Genomic DNA, 14,741 nt, shown 5'->3' with positions numbered 1-14,741 from the left:
AGGCCGCCGGTACAAGTCCGGCGGCGGCTGCCCTACAACACCACCCAGCGTAGACACCGTGACGGGTTCGGGCCTCAGTGCTCCGCCTACTCATGGCCTGCGGCAGGATGGATGCCACCTGGTACGTACGCGTCATTCGCGTACGTACTGAAGACAACCGCTGGAGACGCCTGGTGAGTTCCCCAGATCCACAGGTTCGCGCAGCGCGAAACCTCTCAACTCCGGCCCCGGTCCGCGGGCCCGTGGTCGCGGTCACCGGTGCCGCGTCCGGCGTGGGCGCGCTGCTGACCGAGCGCCTTGCCGCGTCCGAAGAGATCAAGCAGGTCGTGGCCATCGACGAGCGGCGGGGCGAGTGCGCCCAGGCCCAGTGGCACATCCTGGACGTCAGGGATCCCGCGATCGCCGAGAAGCTGCGCGGCGCGGACGTCGTGGTGCACCTCGCGCTCGATCTCGACCTGGAGACCGACGCGGCGGCCCGTACCGCGTACAACGTACGCGGTACGCAGACCGTCCTTACGGCCGCCGCGGCTGCCGGCGTCCACCGGGTCGTGCTCTGCACGTCGGCGATGGTCTACGGAGCGCTGGAAGACAACGAACTGCCCCTCTCCGAAGACTCCGAACTGCGTGCGACCGCGGAGGCGACCGGCGTCGGCGATCTCCTGGAGGTCGAGCGGCTCGCCCGGCGCGCGCCCCGTGCGCACCCCGGTCTGAACGTCACCGTGGTGCGCCCCGCGGTCCTGGTGGGCGGCACCGACACAGCGCTCACCCGGTACTTCGAGTCGCCCCGGCTGCTCGTGGTGGCGGGCTCGCGCCCGGCCTGGCAGTTCTGCCACGTCGAGGACCTGTGCAGCGCCCTCGAGTACGCCGTCCTGGAGAAGGTCGACGGGGAGTTGGCCGTCGGCTGTGACGGGTGGCTCGAGCAGGAGGAGGTCGAGGAGCTCAGCGAGATCCGGCGCATGGAGCTGCCCTCCACCGTCGCCCTCGGCGCGGCGGCCCGACTGCACCGGATCGGTCTCACTCCGTCTCCGGCCGGTGACCTCGCGTACACGATGTATCCGTGGGTGGTCAGCGTCAGCAGGCTGCACGACGCGGGATGGCGGCCTCAGTGGACCAACGAGGAGGTCCTCGCGGAGCTCCTCGAAGAGGTCGCGGGGCGCCGGACCGTGGCGGGACGCAGGCTCGGGCGCAAGGACGCGACGGCCGCGGGCGCCGCGGGCGCGACGGTCGCGCTGCTCGGTGCGGCGGCGGTGGTGCGGCGCGCGCGGAAGGCCCGGCGCCGGATCTGAGAGTCCCGGTTGACCTGCGGGCCTGTAGAGAGCTCCAACGCGGCACGCGCGCGTGCCGGGCGAAAGCGCTATTCCGTGATGTCCGTGCCGTGCGGCACCATGGCCGCATGGCACGCACCACGAACGACCACCCCGGCGAGCAGGCCGCCAAGGACCCCATCCGGCTCCTCGCGATCCGAGATGCCCCGCTTTCCCTGGACGAGGTGTTCCGGGCCGTCGGCGACGACTCCGCGGGCGGCACGGCGCTCTTCGTAGGGACCGTGCGCAACCACGACGGAGGTGTGGACGTCGACGAGCTCGGTTACTCGACGCACCCGACGGCCGAGGCCGAGATGCGCCGGGTGGCCGAGAAGGTCGTCGCCGAATATCCGGTACGCGCCCTGGCCGCCGTCCATCGCGTCGGTGACCTGGCGGTGGGCGACCTCGCCGTGGTCGTGGCCGTCTCCTGCCCGCACCGCGCGGAGGCCTTCGCGGCCTGCCGCAAGCTGATCGACGACCTCAAGCACGAGGTCCCGATCTGGAAGCACCAGCGCTTCTCCGATGGCAAGGAGGAGTGGGTCGGCGCCTGCTGATCTTCCTGCCCCCTCTCCTCCTGAGGCTGCCGAGCCAGTTGGCCCAAGTGCCTCCGGTTGCGTAACCCGACCCCTGGCGTGAGCGTTGCCGTAGCAGATGGTTAATCTGCTGATCAGTCAGTTGCGGTCGCTCATGGGGTCGGGAGGTCGACATGGCATCACTTGCCTGGTTGCTGATTCCGCTTGCGGCAGCTGTCGGTGCGGGGCTCTGGGCTGCCCTGGCCGCTCGTAACGGCAAGTCCGGCAAGACCGGGGACAACACCGAACTCAACGGCTACGCGGCTTTCCGCGAGGCGATGGAGAAGTCCCACACCGGAACCTGAGCCACCGGCCCTGACCCCACCAGGTGCCCCCGCAGGCCCCGTACGGACTGGCCCCAGCGGTGCACTGACAGGCAGGTCCCGTACTGTCGTTCCATGCCACGCCGCACCGCGACGATGCTCGCCTCCACCCTGATGCTGATCGCGCTGCTCTGCGCCGGAGTCCTCATCAAAGTGCCGTACTCGGAGATGTCCCCGGGTCCCACGGTGAACACCCTCGGCGACCACGGCGGCGAGCCGGTGCTGCAGATCTCCGGCCACAAGACCTATCCGACGACCGGGCACCTCAACATGACGACGGTCAGGGTCACCGGCGCCGACTACAACATGAACATCGCCGAGGCCGTCTACGGCTGGCTCTCCCACGACAACATCGTGGTGCCGCACGAGACTCTCTACCCGGACGGCAAGACCGAGCAGCAGTCGTCCCAGGAGAACGCCGAGGAGTTCAGCCAGTCCCAGGAGAGCGCCAAGGTCGCGGCGCTGCGGGAGCTGGACCTGCCGGTGAAGTCCCAGGTCATCGTCTCCACCGTCTTCAAGGACAGCCCCGCCGAGGGCAAGCTGCACGCGGGCGACGTCATCCGGAAGGTCGACGGCACGCCCGTGAAGGAGATGACGGACGTCGCCGATCTGGTCACCAAGCACAAGCCGGGCCAGGAAGTCGTCTTCAGCGTCGTCCCCGTCAAGGAGGCGGCCGCCGCCGAGAAGGCGGACAAGGAAGCGACCCGGACCGACGACATCAAGATGACCACGGAGAAGGCGAAGGACGACGACGACCACGCGATCGTCGGCATCCGGGCGGGCACCGACCACACGTTCCCGTTCACCATCGACATCAAGCTCGCCGATGTCGGCGGCCCCAGCGCCGGACTGATGTTCGCGCTCGGCATCGTGGACAAGCTGACCCCGAGCGACCTCACCGGCGGCAAGTTCGTGGCAGGCACCGGCACGATCGACGACAAGGGCAAGGTCGGTCCGATCGGCGGCATCGGTATGAAGACGGTCGGTGCGCGCCAGAAGGGCGCCGAGTACTTCCTGACGCCGAAGGACAACTGCGCCACCGCGGCCAAGGACGTTCCCGACGGCCTCACGCTGGTCAAGGTGAACACCATCGACGACGCGGTGAAGTCCCTCAAGGCCATCCGCAAGGGCGACACCGCCGACCTGCCGCAGTGCACGGCGAAGTAGCGAAGTAGCAGCGACAGCGCACACCGCGGACAGAAGTACGCGCGCACAGAAGTACGCGGGTGGGGTCGCCCCCACCCGCGTACGAGAACAAGGCGGGGTTACTCCGCGAACGTCGCCGCCAGCGCATCCGCCAGGCCCGGCACCAGGTCGGACCCCGTGAGGACCTCGTTCGGCGAGTCCTTCTTGCGCAGCCGCAGCGCCGATTCGCGTGCACCGTCACGGAGCACCGCGACGCTCATGCGGACCTCCTGGCGGTCAGGATGCTCGGCCACCCACTTCGCGAGCTGAGCCTCGCTGAGCCCTTCCGGGACAGACGTCTCCGCCGACGGCGGCAGCATCAGGCGCTCCACCGTGAGGGCGCAGCCCACCACGGCGTCCGGCCAGGCGATGGTGCCGAGGAACTCGTCCAGCGGCTTGCCCTCCGGAATCTCCTCCTGCTCGATGGGGGTGAGGCCGGTCTCCTCCGAGGAATTGTCGAGGCCGAGCTGGGTGGCGAGGCCGGGTTCTTGGGTGCGCAGTCGCGCCGTGTCGACGAGCGCGAAGAGGCGTGCGGGCCGGTCCCAACCGAGGCCGGACGCGTACTCATCGATCTCGAGTACGGCTCGGGTGAGGGGGCTCGCTGCCATGGGAGTGTTGGACATAGTCACAATCCTGCCTCGTTAGTCCCCAGAAACGGGAACCGAGTAAAGCGTGAGTAAGTTGCATAGGTGTGGGTCCACGATCACAGGGCCCTGACGGATCAACAGAATCAACATCGAACTTCGAGGTGCGCACCTTGGCTTTCCAGATGCCGGACCGCGGCGGAGGCCCGACGGGGCCACGGATCAGAGTGGGCCGACCGTCCCGTCGCGTCCGGACCCTGCTCATGACACTGGGCATCCTGGCGGTTCTCGCCATGCTGTTCGTCATGTTCGCGGGGTTCTGGACGGACTGGCTCTGGTACCGCTCGGTCAACTATTCGTCGGTCTTCACGACGACCCTGTGGACCAAGGTCGGCCTGTTCTTCGTCTTCGGCCTCCTCATGGCGGCCGCGGTCGGAGTGAACATCTGGCTGGCGCACCGGCTGCGCCCGCCGCTGAGCGCCATGTCGATGGAGCAACAGAGCCTCGACCGGTACCGCATGAGCATCGCGCCGTACAAGAAGTGGCTGCTGCTCGGCATCGCCACGCTCATCGGCCTGATCGCGGGCGCGTCGGCCGCCGGACAGTGGCGCACGTGGCTCCTGTGGGTGAACGGCGTCTCCTTCGGCCAGAAGGACCCGCAGTTCCACCTGGACGTGTCGTTCTTCGCGTTCGACCTGCCCTGGTACCGCTTCCTGCTCGGCTTCGGCTTCGCGGCGACGGTGCTCTCCCTGATCGCCGCCGCCCTCACGCACTATCTGTACGGCGGGCTCCGGATCACCAGCCCCGGCGCGCGGGCGACGGCGGCCTCTACGGGGCATCTGTCGGTGCTGCTCGGCGTCTTCGTGGCGCTCAAGGCCGTGGCGTACTGGCTCGACCGGTACGGCCTCGCGGTGAAGGCCAGTGACTTCAAGGCGACGGGCAACTGGACGGGCCTTCGCTACGTGGACGCGAACGCGTACCTGCCGGCGAAGACCATCCTGTTCTGCATCGCCGTCATCTGCGCCCTGCTCTTCTTCGGGACGCTGTGGCGGCGCACCTGGCAGCTGCCGGTCATCGGCTTCGGCCTGATGGTCCTCTCCGCCATTCTCATCGGCGGTCTGTACCCGGCCATCGTGCAGAAGTTCCAGGTCCAGCCGAACGAGCAGGCCAAGGAAGCGCCGTACATCGAGAAGAACATCAAGGCCACGCGCGACGCCTACGGCATCAGCGGAGTGAAGCCCGAGGACTACACGGGCGCGGGGAAGGCCGACGAGGACCCCAAGGGGAAGCGGGACAACGCCGACTCGGCCGCGAACTACCGCCTCAACGACCCGAACATCGTCTCGCCGACGTTCCAGCAGCTGGAGCAGGAGCGCGAGTACTACCGCTTCCCGAAGACGCTGGACGTCGACCGCTACAACGGCCAGGACACCATCGTCGGCCTTCGTGAGCTCAGCCTCGACAAGCTCGAGAAGCGCAACTGGATCAACGACCACTTCGCCTACACCCACGGCTATGGAATGGTCACGGCCAAGGGAACGGAGACCAAGAAGGGCTCCAAGGGCGCCCCGGACTTCACCGAGTCCGGCCTGCCCACCTCCGGCAAGCTCGGCGAGTACGAGCAGCGGATCTACTACGGCGAGAAGACCACCCAGTACTCGATCGTGGGCGGGCCCCAGAAGGAGCTCGACTACGAAGAGGACGGGGGCGGCCAGAAGACGTACAGCTACAAGGGCGACAGCGGCGTCAATCTCTCCAACCCGGTCAATCGCGCCGCGTACGCCGTGTCCTTCGGCGAACCGCAGATGCTGTACTCGGGCGCGATCGGCGAGGGTTCGCGGATTCTCTACAACCGCACCCCCAAGGAACGCGTCGAGTCGGTGGCCCCCTGGCTGACGATCGACGGCGACAGCTATCCGACAGTGGTCAACGGCAGGATCCAGTGGGTCGTCGACGCCTACACGACCACGAACGGATATCCGTACGCCTCGCGGACCACGCTCGGTGACACCACGGCCGACTCGCTGTCCGAGGCCGACGACCAGCGCGCGGTGGTGGCCCAGCAGAACCAGGTCAACTACATCCGCAACTCGGTGAAGGCGACCGTCGACGCGTACACCGGAGAGGTCAAGCTCTACACCTGGGACGACAAGGACCCGGTCCTGAAGACCTGGAAGAAGGCGTTCCCGGACACCGTCAAGGACAAGAGCGAGATCCCCAAAGCCCTGATGGACCACCTGCGCTACCCGCAGGACATGTTCAAGGTGCAGCGCGAGCTCCTCACGCTCTACCACGTCACGGACGCCGGCCAGTTCTACAACGCGAGTGACGCCTGGCAGGTGCCGAACGACCCGACGAAGAAGGACAACAGCGCGGTACCGCCGTACTACTTGTCCATGAAGACACCGGGTCAGACGCAGCAGCAGTTCTCGCTGACGACGACGTTCACCCCCAGTGGGCGCCCCAACCTACGTGCCTTCATGACGGTCGACGCCGATGCCAGAAGCAAGAACTTCGGCAGCATGAAGCTACTGAGAGTCACGGGCGACGTGGACGGCCCTGAACAGGTCCAGAACAAACTGAACTCCATGACGGAAGTCGGCAACTTCGTCCGGGACATGAAGGGCGCCGATTCCGACGTCCTCTACGGAAACCTGCTGACCGTGCCACTGGACGACGGGTTCCTGTACGTCGAACCCGTCTACGTACAGGGACGCAAGTCGGCGTATCCGCTGCTGAAGAAGGTCGCTGTGTCCTACGGCACGGAGACCGCCTTCGCGGACTCCCTGAGTGATGGCCTCAACCAGGTCTTCGGAGCTGATGGGACCACCAAGCCACCGGGCCAGGACACCGGTGATCCGACGAAGCCGCCCAAGACCAGCGATCCGACGGTGCAGGCCGCCCTGGACGACGCCCAGAAGGCGTTCGAGGACGGGCAGCAGGCGCTGAAGGACGGCGACTGGAAGGCCTACGGCGAAGCGCAGCAGAAGCTCGAGGACGCGCTGCAGGTAGCCGAGGACGCCCAGACCGCGTCGAAGGACGGCAAGGGCGACAAGAAGGACGCCGGGAACGGCGACAAGAACGGCGACAAGAAGGGCGGCTGACCAGCTGCGAAACACCCACCCCGCGCCGTGGTACGGTTTGAACACAACGGCGCGGGGTGGAGCAGCTCGGTAGCTCGCTGGGCTCATAACCCAGAGGTCGCAGGTTCAAATCCTGTCCCCGCTACTAGTAGGACGAAGGCCCGGATCCTTATCGGATCCGGGCCTTCGTTGTGTGTGGGTGGGGCCCGTGGTGCCGTCCGCTGTTCTGTGCGAACCGTGCTCCGCCTGGGGGGAGTTGGGAAAACTGTGTTTCACTTATCTCTCTGTGGGCATGTCGACAAAACGCTGAAGTGACCTCACTGGCTGCGGTATACCAGGTGTACCCAGGTTGCAGGTGGTGCGACGATGGACGTTATGGGGGACAAGGCAACTCTGTTGGAGACAGGGCGGTTTGTGCAGCCGGCCGACCGGGAGGATCCCGGGGCGGCCGCCGAGGAGATGCGTCATCGACTGGCCGCCGAGGGCGGAGACGTCGATGCGATGAGCGTCCTCGGAAGCCTTCTCCTGCGCCGTGGTGATCTCGACGGGGCTGAATCTCTCCTGCGCGCGGCGACCGCCGAGGGTGATCGCGCCGCGGCCAACAATCTCGGCGTCCTCCTCCACCAGCGCGGATACGCCGACGAGGCGGCCGGCTGGTGGCGGGTCGCCGCCGTGGCCGGTTCCGCCGCGGCCGCGCACGCGCTCGGGCGGCACCACCGCGAGCGCGGCGACGAGCCCGCCGCCGAGTACTGGCTGCGCCAGTCCGCCGAGCAGGGCCATGCCCTGGGGGCGTACGCCCTCGCCGATCTTCTCGAGCACCGCGGTGACAAGGGCGCCGAGCGCTGGATGCGGGCGTCGGCCGAGCGCGGCCACCGCGAGGCCGCCTACCGGATCGCCCGTGCGCTCGACCGGCGGGCCGCCGCGGAGGGCACCGAGCGCACCGAGCGCACCGAGCGTGCCGCGGGCGCCGCGGGTGCCGACGACACAGGAGTAGGCGTACGGTCCGCTGCCGACGAGGCCGAGCAGTGGTACCGCCAGGCCGCCGCGCGCGGGCACCGGCGGGCCGCGCTGCACCTCGGCGCGATCCTGGAGCAGCGCGGCGAGCTGAAGGAGGCGGGACGGTGGTACCTGAACTCCGCGAAGGACGGGGAGGCGCGTGCCGCCTGCGCCCTCGGCTTCCTGCTGCGTGACGCGGGCGACGAGGAGAGCGCCGCCGTCTGGTGGCTGAAAGCAGCCCAGGACGGCGATGGGAACGCGGCGAACGCCCTGGGTGCGCTGCACGCCGAGCGCGGTGAGAACCAGACCGCCGAACGGTGGTATCGCGCTGCCATGGACGCGGGCGATGTGAACGGCGCGTACAACCTCGGTCTGCTCTGCGCCGAGCAGGGGCGGACCGCGCAGGCCGACCAGTGGTATCGGCGTGCCGCGTACGCCAATCACCGCGAGGCCGCCAACGCGCTTGCCGTGCTGCTGCTCCAGGGCGGCGACGCGGCGGGCGCTGAGCCGTGGTTCTCCAAGGCCGCCGAGGCGGGCAGTGTGGACGCGGCCTTCAACCTCGGGATTCTGTACGCGTCCCGCGACGACGAGGGCTCCGCGCTGCCCTGGTACGAGCGTGCGGCGGCGGCCGGACACACCGAGGCCGCGCTCCAGGTCGGCACCGCGCGGCTGCGGGACGGCGACGAGCAGGACGCCGAGCGGCATCTGCGGTGCGCGGCGGGCGGCGGCAGCGCGGAGGCCGCCTACCGGCTCGGCACTGTCCTCGACGCCCGCCGGCCGCCTGCCGGGCCACCGGCGCTCGGTGAGCCCGCTGCCGAGAAGACCGAGTGTGAGGAGTGGTACGAGCGGGCGGCCGAGCAGGGGCACCGGCGTGCGCAGGTGCGCGTCGGGATGCTGGCCGCTGGGCGCGGGGATGTCGTCGAGGCGGCTCGGTGGTACCGCCTCGCGGCGGACGCGGGCAGCCGGAACGGGGCGTTCAATCTGGGGCTGCTCCTTGCCCGCGAGGGCAGTGAGCCGGAGGCGGCGCTCTGGTGGACGCGGGCCGCTGACGCGGGGCATGGGCGGGCCGCGCTGCGGCTGGCGCTGCTTTACGCTCGGCGTGGGCAGCTGGTTGAGGGGCAGCGGTGGGCTTCCCGTGCCGTGGAGCTTGGGCCCGCTTCTGTTTCCGAGCGGGCTGCTCGGTTGCGCGAGGCGCTTCAGCAGGAGCTGACTGCTTAGCGCGTGCGGCTGTGGCTGCGCCTGCGCCTGTGCTTGTTCGCGCCTGCGGTTGTCGGGCGGGTGCGGCCCGGTGGTCGGGCTGTGCCCACCCTTCCCCAAGTTCTCGGCTTCGCTCGAGCAGGGGAGACCCCCATCGCCCTGCGGAACGCCTGCCCACAGCGGCGGGCTGCGGAAGGGATTTGCGCTGGTCGGGGCGTGTGGCGTATGTTTACAACACAACGGCGCGGGGTGGAGCAGCTCGGTAGCTCGCTGGGCTCATAACCCAGAGGTCGCAGGTTCAAATCCTGTCCCCGCTACTAAAGACCGAAGGCCAGGAAGCAAGCAATTGCTTCCTGGCCTTCGGTGTGTCCGGGGGGAGGGGCTACAGCTAGGGCTTGTGGCCCACCGCCTCCTCGTACAGCCTGCGATCCACCGCCTTCTCCTCCGGGACCTTGTCACCCTTGGCGACGCCCGCAGCCTCGTACGCCTCCTGAAGACGGTCCGTCGTGCCGGACCTGATCTCCCAGTCCATCCGGAGCGACGGAGTCGACTTCAGTACCGTTTCGTCGGTTTTCAGGAGCTTCGCCAGTTCGGTCACGAAGCCCTTGTTCGCCTTGTAGTCGCCCGCGAAGTACGTATTCACGGTCCTGATGTACGCGCGGAGCAGCGCGACGCCCGCGTCCGGGTCCTCGTCCAGGAGGTTGGGGCCGAACAGGAGGCCGCCGAGCGGTTCGCCCTGGGGCTGGCCGCCCAGGAAGGCGTACTGCTTGTCGCCGTCGACTTTGCGCCACACCGGGTCGAGCAGCCAGGCGGAGTCGGTGCCGCCGTTCTGGAGGGCGGTCAGGACGTCGGCCGAACCCAGCTGCTGGAACTGGATCTTGTCGAGGCCGCCGCCGTGCTTCTTCAGGGCCTTGCCCATGGGGTACGAGATGACCGAGCCCTTGCCGATCATCGTGCCGAGTGTGCGGCCGTCCATCGGGACGTGGCCCGCGCTCTCGCCCTTCTTCAGCTTCACCCACAGGCCGCTCTTGGACTTGGGGGCGGGGGAGAAGTTCCCGGCCGCCCACTTGATGGTGAAGCCGCTGGTGATGCCGTTCATGACGGCCGCCTCCGGGGCCGCCCACTGGGCGTCGATGTCTCCCTTGGCCAGGAGGGGGAGCGCGTCGGGGGTCGGAAGCACCTTGAGGTGGACGTTCAGGCCCTCCTTCTTGAACTCGCCCTTCTCGACGGCCATTTGGAGAGGCGCGACGTACTCGGCGCTCAGGGTGCCGGTCGCGATGGTGAGGCTGCGCTCCTTGCGGAGGGGGTGTGGGGCGGGGCTGCCCTTGTCGCAGCGGGCGGGCGCACGGTCCTCGGCGAGGTCGGACGGGTCCGTCCAGCTGCCCTTGCCGCAGCCGGGGACCGCCTTGATGGCGCGGGGCTTCGCCTTCGCCGCCGAGTCCGTGATGTCGTCGGTGTCGTCCTCCTTCGCGCAGCCCGCGGAGGCGAGCAGTGAGCCCACCATGAGCAGCGTGAGGGTAGTGGTGCGGATGCGGATGCGGATGCGGGTGCGGATGCGCATGGAGCCTCCGTACGCGTGCGAATGGATCATGACTGGCTTCTGCCGCGGTCTTGTGGGGCCCAGGGGGTGAGCAACCGGCCCGCGATCCTGACCAGTTCGGAGAAGATGACGCCGAGCAGGGCGACACAGACGATGCCGACGAACATCACGTCGTTCTGGAAGAGGGCCCGCGAGTCGAAGATCAGGTGGCCGAGGCCGTCCGCCGCGGCGATCTGCTCCGAGGCGACGATGACGAGGACCGCGACCCCGGCCGCGATCCGCGCGCCGACGAGCACGGCGGGCAGCGAGGCGGGGAGCAGGACGTGGCGGAACATCTGCCACGGTGACGCGCCGAAGACCTGGCCCGCGTCGCGGTGTCCGGACGGTACGGCGAGCACCGCCGCCATGGTCGAGATCCAGACGAAGAAGAAGACGGTGGCCGCCACGAGCGCGATCTGCGGGCCCTCGCCGAGGCCGAACATGTTCAGGAAGACGGGCAGGAGGGCCAGTTTCGGTACGACGTACAGCGCGTCCAGGAGCGGTTCGAGTGCGGCCCGTACGAGAGAGAGCGAGCCCATGAGCAGGCCGAGGGCGTAACCGGTGACCGTGCCGATCGCGTATCCGGCGAGTACGCGCTTGAGCGTGGCCCATACGTCCGGCCACAGCTCGCCGTCCGCCGCTCGGTCCCAGCCGTCTTCGATGATCGTCTGGGGAGCCGGATAGACGCGGTCGTCGATCCAGCCCTGGGTGGCGGCCAGTTGCCAGAGGAGGACGAGGGCGAGGGGTACGGCCGCCGCGAGCGTGATCTCCAGGGTGCGGCGTCTGCGGTGGGTGCGGGTGGGGTGGAGTTCCTGGGGGCCCGGTTTTCGGACGAGTACGCCGTCTTCGGGGGCGGCGGCTTTGCGTGGGGTGTTCGTTGCTGTCATGCCGGGACCGCCTTGTCCTCGCGGACCACTTCGCCGCGCAGCAGGTCCCACAACTCGCCCTTGAGGGCGGTGAATTCTGGTGTCGTGCGTACGTCGCCGGTGCGGGGCCTCGGGAACGGCGGGCGGTGTTCGGCGATGATGCGGCCCGGCCGTGCGGACATCACCAGGACGCGGTCGCCGAGCACGATCGCCTCTTCGAGGCTGTGGGTGATGAAGAGGGTGGTGGTGTGGGTGGTCTGGGTGAGGTCGAGGAGTTCGTCCTGGAGGATCGTGCGGAGCTGGGCGTCCAGGGCCGCGAACGGCTCGTCCATCAGGAGGATCTCGGGCTCCACGGCCAGGGCGCGGGCGATGGCCACGCGTTGGCGCATACCGCCGGAGAGGGTGGCGGGGTAGGCGTCGGCGAAGTCGGCCAGGCCCAGGCGGGTGAGCCAGTCCGTGGCTCGGGCGTTCGCCTCGCGGCGGGGGGTCTGCTGGATGTCCAGGCCGAATCTGACGTTGGCCTGGACGGTTTTCCAGTCGTAGATGCCGTAGTCCTGGAAGATCATCGCCGCGGGTCGCTGCGCGGCTGTGCGGATGTGTAGCTCGCCTCTGCTGGGGCGCAGGAGGCCTGCGGCTATGCGGAGGAGGGTTGATTTTCCGCAGCCGGAAGGGCCGACTATGCAGGTGAATTCGCCTGGGGCGATGTGCAGGTCCACTGGACCCAGGGCGTCCACGGCTTTGGCGCCGCGGCCGAAGGTTCTTGTCACTGCGTGGGCTTCGAGTTTGGGGCGCGGATCTCCCACGGGGGTCTCCTTGCGGAGGGCAGGCGGATATCAGGGCCCGCCGACGATATGACGCACCGTCAGATTCCGGAAGGGGTCTGCTCTGGCTGAGATTCGCTGCCGACTGCTGACCGCGGTCGGCCTGTGCCCACCCTTCCCCAAGCTCGCGGCTTCGCTCGAGCAGGGGAGACCCCCATCGCCCTGCGGAACGCCCGCCCGCAGGCCGAGCGGACCGGAGCTATGCCCCCGCGCAGTCCGGGCAAGTGCCCCTGTATGTGACCTCTACGCCCTCGACCGTGAAGCCGAAGCGTTCCGAGTCGGGGAGGCCTGCCAAGGGGTTGCCCGTGGGGTGGACGTCGCGGATCGCGCCGCAGCGGGCGCAGACCAGGTGCTGGTGCGGGCGGTGGGCGTTCGGGTCGTACCGCTTGGCCCTGCGGTCCGTCGAGACCTCGAGGACCTCGCCGAGGGTCACCAGCTCGCCCAGGGTGTTGTAGACGGTCGCCCGGGAGATCTCGGGCAGCTTGTCGATGGCACGGGCGTGCACCTCGTCCGCCGTCAGGTGGACGTGGTCCCCGTCGAGGACCTCGGCCACGACGCGTCGCTGCGCGGTCATGCGCCAACCGCGTCCACGCAGTCGTTCCAACAGGTCGCTCATGAGAACCAGCCTAGCAGGCGAAGGGCCTAAGTCCCGACGAGGTGTGACTTTGGATGACTGCTTGACTTAGACAAAGTCCATTGTAGGGTCGGTGGCAGGCAACGCCAAGGACAGGACTTGCAGGAAATGACGCAGGAGGCGCACGTGACGCAGGGACCGCTCACCACGGAGGCCGGCGCGCCGGTGGCCGACAACCAGAACAGCGAGACCGCGGGTGTCGGCGGGCCGATGCTGATCCAGGACCAGCTGCTGCTCGAGAAGCTCGCGCACTTCAACCGGGAGCGCATCCCGGAGCGCATCGTCCACGCACGCGGCGCCGGTGCGTACGGAACGTTCACGCTGACCCGCGACGTCTCGCAGTGGACGCGCGCGAAGTTCCTCTCCGAGGTCGGCAAGCAGACCGAGACGTTTCTGCGGTTCTCCACCGTGGCCGGCAACCTCGGCGCGGCCGACGCCGTGCGTGACCCGCGCGGATTCTCGCTGAAGTTCTACACGGAGGAGGGGAACTACGACCTGGTCGGGAACAACACCCCCGTCTTCTTCATCAGGGACGCCATCAAGTTCCCGGACTTCATCCACACCCAGAAGCGCGACCCGTACACGGGCTCCCAGGAGGCCGACAACGTATGGGACTTCTGGGGGCTCAGCCCCGAGACCACCCACCAGGTGACCTGGCTCTTCGGTGACCGCGGCATCCCGGCCTCCTACCGCCACATGGACGGGTTCGGCTCGCACACGTTCCAGTGGAACAACGAGGCCGGTGAGGTCTTCTGGGTCAAGTACCACTTCAAGACTGACCAGGGGATCGAGAACCTCACCGCTGCCGACGCCGAGGTCCTGGCAGGCAAGGACCCCGACTCGCACCAGCGTGACCTGCGCGAGGCCATCGAGCGCGGTGAGTTCCCGTCCTGGACCGTGCAGGTGCAGATCATGCCGGCGGCCGACGCGGCGAACTACCGCTTCAACCCCTTCGACCTCACCAAGGTGTGGCCGCACGAGGACTACCCGCCGATCGAGATCGGCAAGCTGGAGCTCAACCGCAACCCGGAGAACATCTTCGGTGAGGTCGAGCAGAGCATCTTCAGCCCCGCGCACTTCGTGCCGGGCATCGGTCCTTCCCCCGACAAGATGCTCCAGGGCCGCCTCTTCGCGTACGGGGACGCCCACCGCTACCGCGTCGGCATCAACGCCGACCACCTGCCGGTGAACCGCCCGCATGCCACCGAGGCGCGCACCCACTCGCGTGACGGCGCGCTGTACGACGGCCGCCACAAGGGTACGAAGAACTACGAGCCGAACTCCTTCGGCGGCCCGTTCCAGACGGACAAGCCGCTCTGGGCGACCAGCGCCGTCACCGGCGGCACGGGCAACCACGAGACCCCCTCGCACGCCGAGGACAACGACTTCGTGCAGGCGGGCAACCTCTACCGGCTGATGTCCGATGACGAGCAGGCGCGGCTGATCGAGAACCTCGCGGGCAACATCGCGGGCGTCTCGCGCGACGACATCGCCGAGCGCGCGGTCAACAACTTCCGTCAGGCGGACGGTGACTTCGGCAAGCGCCTCGAGGCCGCGGTCCAGGCCCTCCGGGGCTGAGGTCGCTTGTCGTAGGGAG

12 protein-coding genes and 2 tRNA genes are annotated in these 14,741 nt (G+C 68.5%); 9 read left to right on the top strand and 5 right to left on the bottom strand.

Annotated features, from left to right (window positions below):
• The first annotated feature begins 173 nt into the window (after nucleotides 1-173).
• The 4 genes from ACGFSB_RS30100 to ACGFSB_RS30085 all read left to right on the top strand — a co-directional run bounded on the left by ACGFSB_RS30100 (nucleotide 174) and on the right by ACGFSB_RS30085 (nucleotide 3,366).
• Nucleotides 174-1,286 (top strand): NAD-dependent epimerase/dehydratase family protein, encoded by a 1,113-nt coding sequence (locus ACGFSB_RS30100; protein ID WP_393405719.1) that lies wholly within the window; start codon nucleotides 174-176, stop codon nucleotides 1,284-1,286.
• Between the two features lie 107 nt (nucleotides 1,287-1,393).
• Complete coding sequence (locus tag ACGFSB_RS30095; RefSeq protein WP_393405717.1) at nucleotides 1,394-1,858, top strand: molybdenum cofactor biosynthesis protein MoaE; 465 nt, start codon at nucleotides 1,394-1,396, stop codon at nucleotides 1,856-1,858.
• A 152-nt stretch (nucleotides 1,859-2,010) separates the two neighbouring features.
• A complete protein-coding gene (locus ACGFSB_RS30090) occupies nucleotides 2,011-2,181 on the top strand; it encodes a hypothetical protein (RefSeq protein ID WP_393405715.1) in 171 nt (56 codons plus the stop codon).
• Nucleotides 2,182-2,274: 93 nt separating this feature from the next.
• A complete protein-coding gene (locus ACGFSB_RS30085) occupies nucleotides 2,275-3,366 on the top strand; it encodes a PDZ domain-containing protein (RefSeq protein ID WP_393405713.1) in 1,092 nt (363 codons plus the stop codon).
• 98 nt (nucleotides 3,367-3,464) lie between these two features.
• Here the strand turns inward: ACGFSB_RS30085 and ACGFSB_RS30080 are convergent, their stop codons facing one another.
• Nucleotides 3,465-4,007 (bottom strand): PPA1309 family protein, encoded by a 543-nt coding sequence (locus ACGFSB_RS30080; RefSeq protein ID WP_393405711.1) that lies wholly within the window; start codon nucleotides 4,005-4,007, stop codon nucleotides 3,465-3,467.
• Between the two features lie 146 nt (nucleotides 4,008-4,153).
• Here ACGFSB_RS30080 and ACGFSB_RS30075 point away from each other — a divergent pair, with 146 nt between their 5' ends.
• From ACGFSB_RS30075 to ACGFSB_RS30060, 4 genes are all read left to right on the top strand, one after another.
• Nucleotides 4,154-7,072 carry a UPF0182 family protein gene (locus tag ACGFSB_RS30075; protein ID WP_393405905.1) on the top strand — a complete coding sequence of 973 codons (2,919 nt, stop codon included), beginning with the start codon at nucleotides 4,154-4,156 and terminating at the stop codon, nucleotides 7,070-7,072.
• 50 nt (nucleotides 7,073-7,122) lie between these two features.
• Nucleotides 7,123-7,196, top strand: a tRNA-Met gene (locus tag ACGFSB_RS30070).
• A 221-nt stretch (nucleotides 7,197-7,417) separates the two neighbouring features.
• Complete coding sequence (locus ACGFSB_RS30065) at nucleotides 7,418-9,265, top strand: sel1 repeat family protein (RefSeq protein ID WP_393405709.1); 1,848 nt, start codon at nucleotides 7,418-7,420, stop codon at nucleotides 9,263-9,265.
• A 222-nt stretch (nucleotides 9,266-9,487) separates the two neighbouring features.
• Nucleotides 9,488-9,561, top strand: a tRNA-Met gene (locus ACGFSB_RS30060).
• A 71-nt stretch (nucleotides 9,562-9,632) separates the two neighbouring features.
• On the opposite strand, the gene ACGFSB_RS30055 is transcribed toward ACGFSB_RS30060, so the two are convergent.
• The 4 genes from ACGFSB_RS30055 to ACGFSB_RS30040 form a co-directional block, all read right to left on the bottom strand.
• The gene (locus tag ACGFSB_RS30055) at nucleotides 9,633-10,835 is read right to left on the bottom strand and encodes an ABC transporter substrate-binding protein (protein WP_393405708.1); all 1,203 of its coding nucleotides are present in this window, start codon (nucleotides 10,833-10,835) and stop codon (nucleotides 9,633-9,635) included.
• The gene (locus tag ACGFSB_RS30050; RefSeq protein ID WP_393405707.1) at nucleotides 10,832-11,710 is read right to left on the bottom strand and encodes an ABC transporter permease; all 879 of its coding nucleotides are present in this window, start codon (nucleotides 11,708-11,710) and stop codon (nucleotides 10,832-10,834) included. Before ACGFSB_RS30050 ends, ACGFSB_RS30055 begins: the two co-directional genes overlap by 4 nt.
• Nucleotides 11,707-12,492, bottom strand: coding sequence for an ABC transporter ATP-binding protein (locus ACGFSB_RS30045; RefSeq protein ID WP_393405706.1), 786 nt, complete (start codon nucleotides 12,490-12,492; stop codon nucleotides 11,707-11,709). Before ACGFSB_RS30045 ends, ACGFSB_RS30050 begins: the two co-directional genes overlap by 4 nt.
• A 217-nt stretch (nucleotides 12,493-12,709) precedes the next feature.
• Nucleotides 12,710-13,126, bottom strand: coding sequence for a Fur family transcriptional regulator (locus ACGFSB_RS30040; protein ID WP_393405704.1), 417 nt, complete (start codon nucleotides 13,124-13,126; stop codon nucleotides 12,710-12,712).
• A 126-nt stretch (nucleotides 13,127-13,252) separates the two neighbouring features.
• Between ACGFSB_RS30040 and ACGFSB_RS30035 the strand changes: the two genes are divergently transcribed.
• Nucleotides 13,253-14,722 (top strand): catalase, encoded by a 1,470-nt coding sequence (locus tag ACGFSB_RS30035; protein ID WP_393405903.1) that lies wholly within the window; start codon nucleotides 13,253-13,255, stop codon nucleotides 14,720-14,722.
• Nucleotides 14,723-14,741 lie beyond the last annotated feature (19 nt).

Source organism: Streptomyces sp. NPDC048441, assembly GCF_043200235.1.
GTDB lineage: Bacteria > Actinomycetota > Actinomycetes > Streptomycetales > Streptomycetaceae > Streptomyces.
This window is presented reverse-complemented; position numbering and strand designations above follow the sequence as displayed.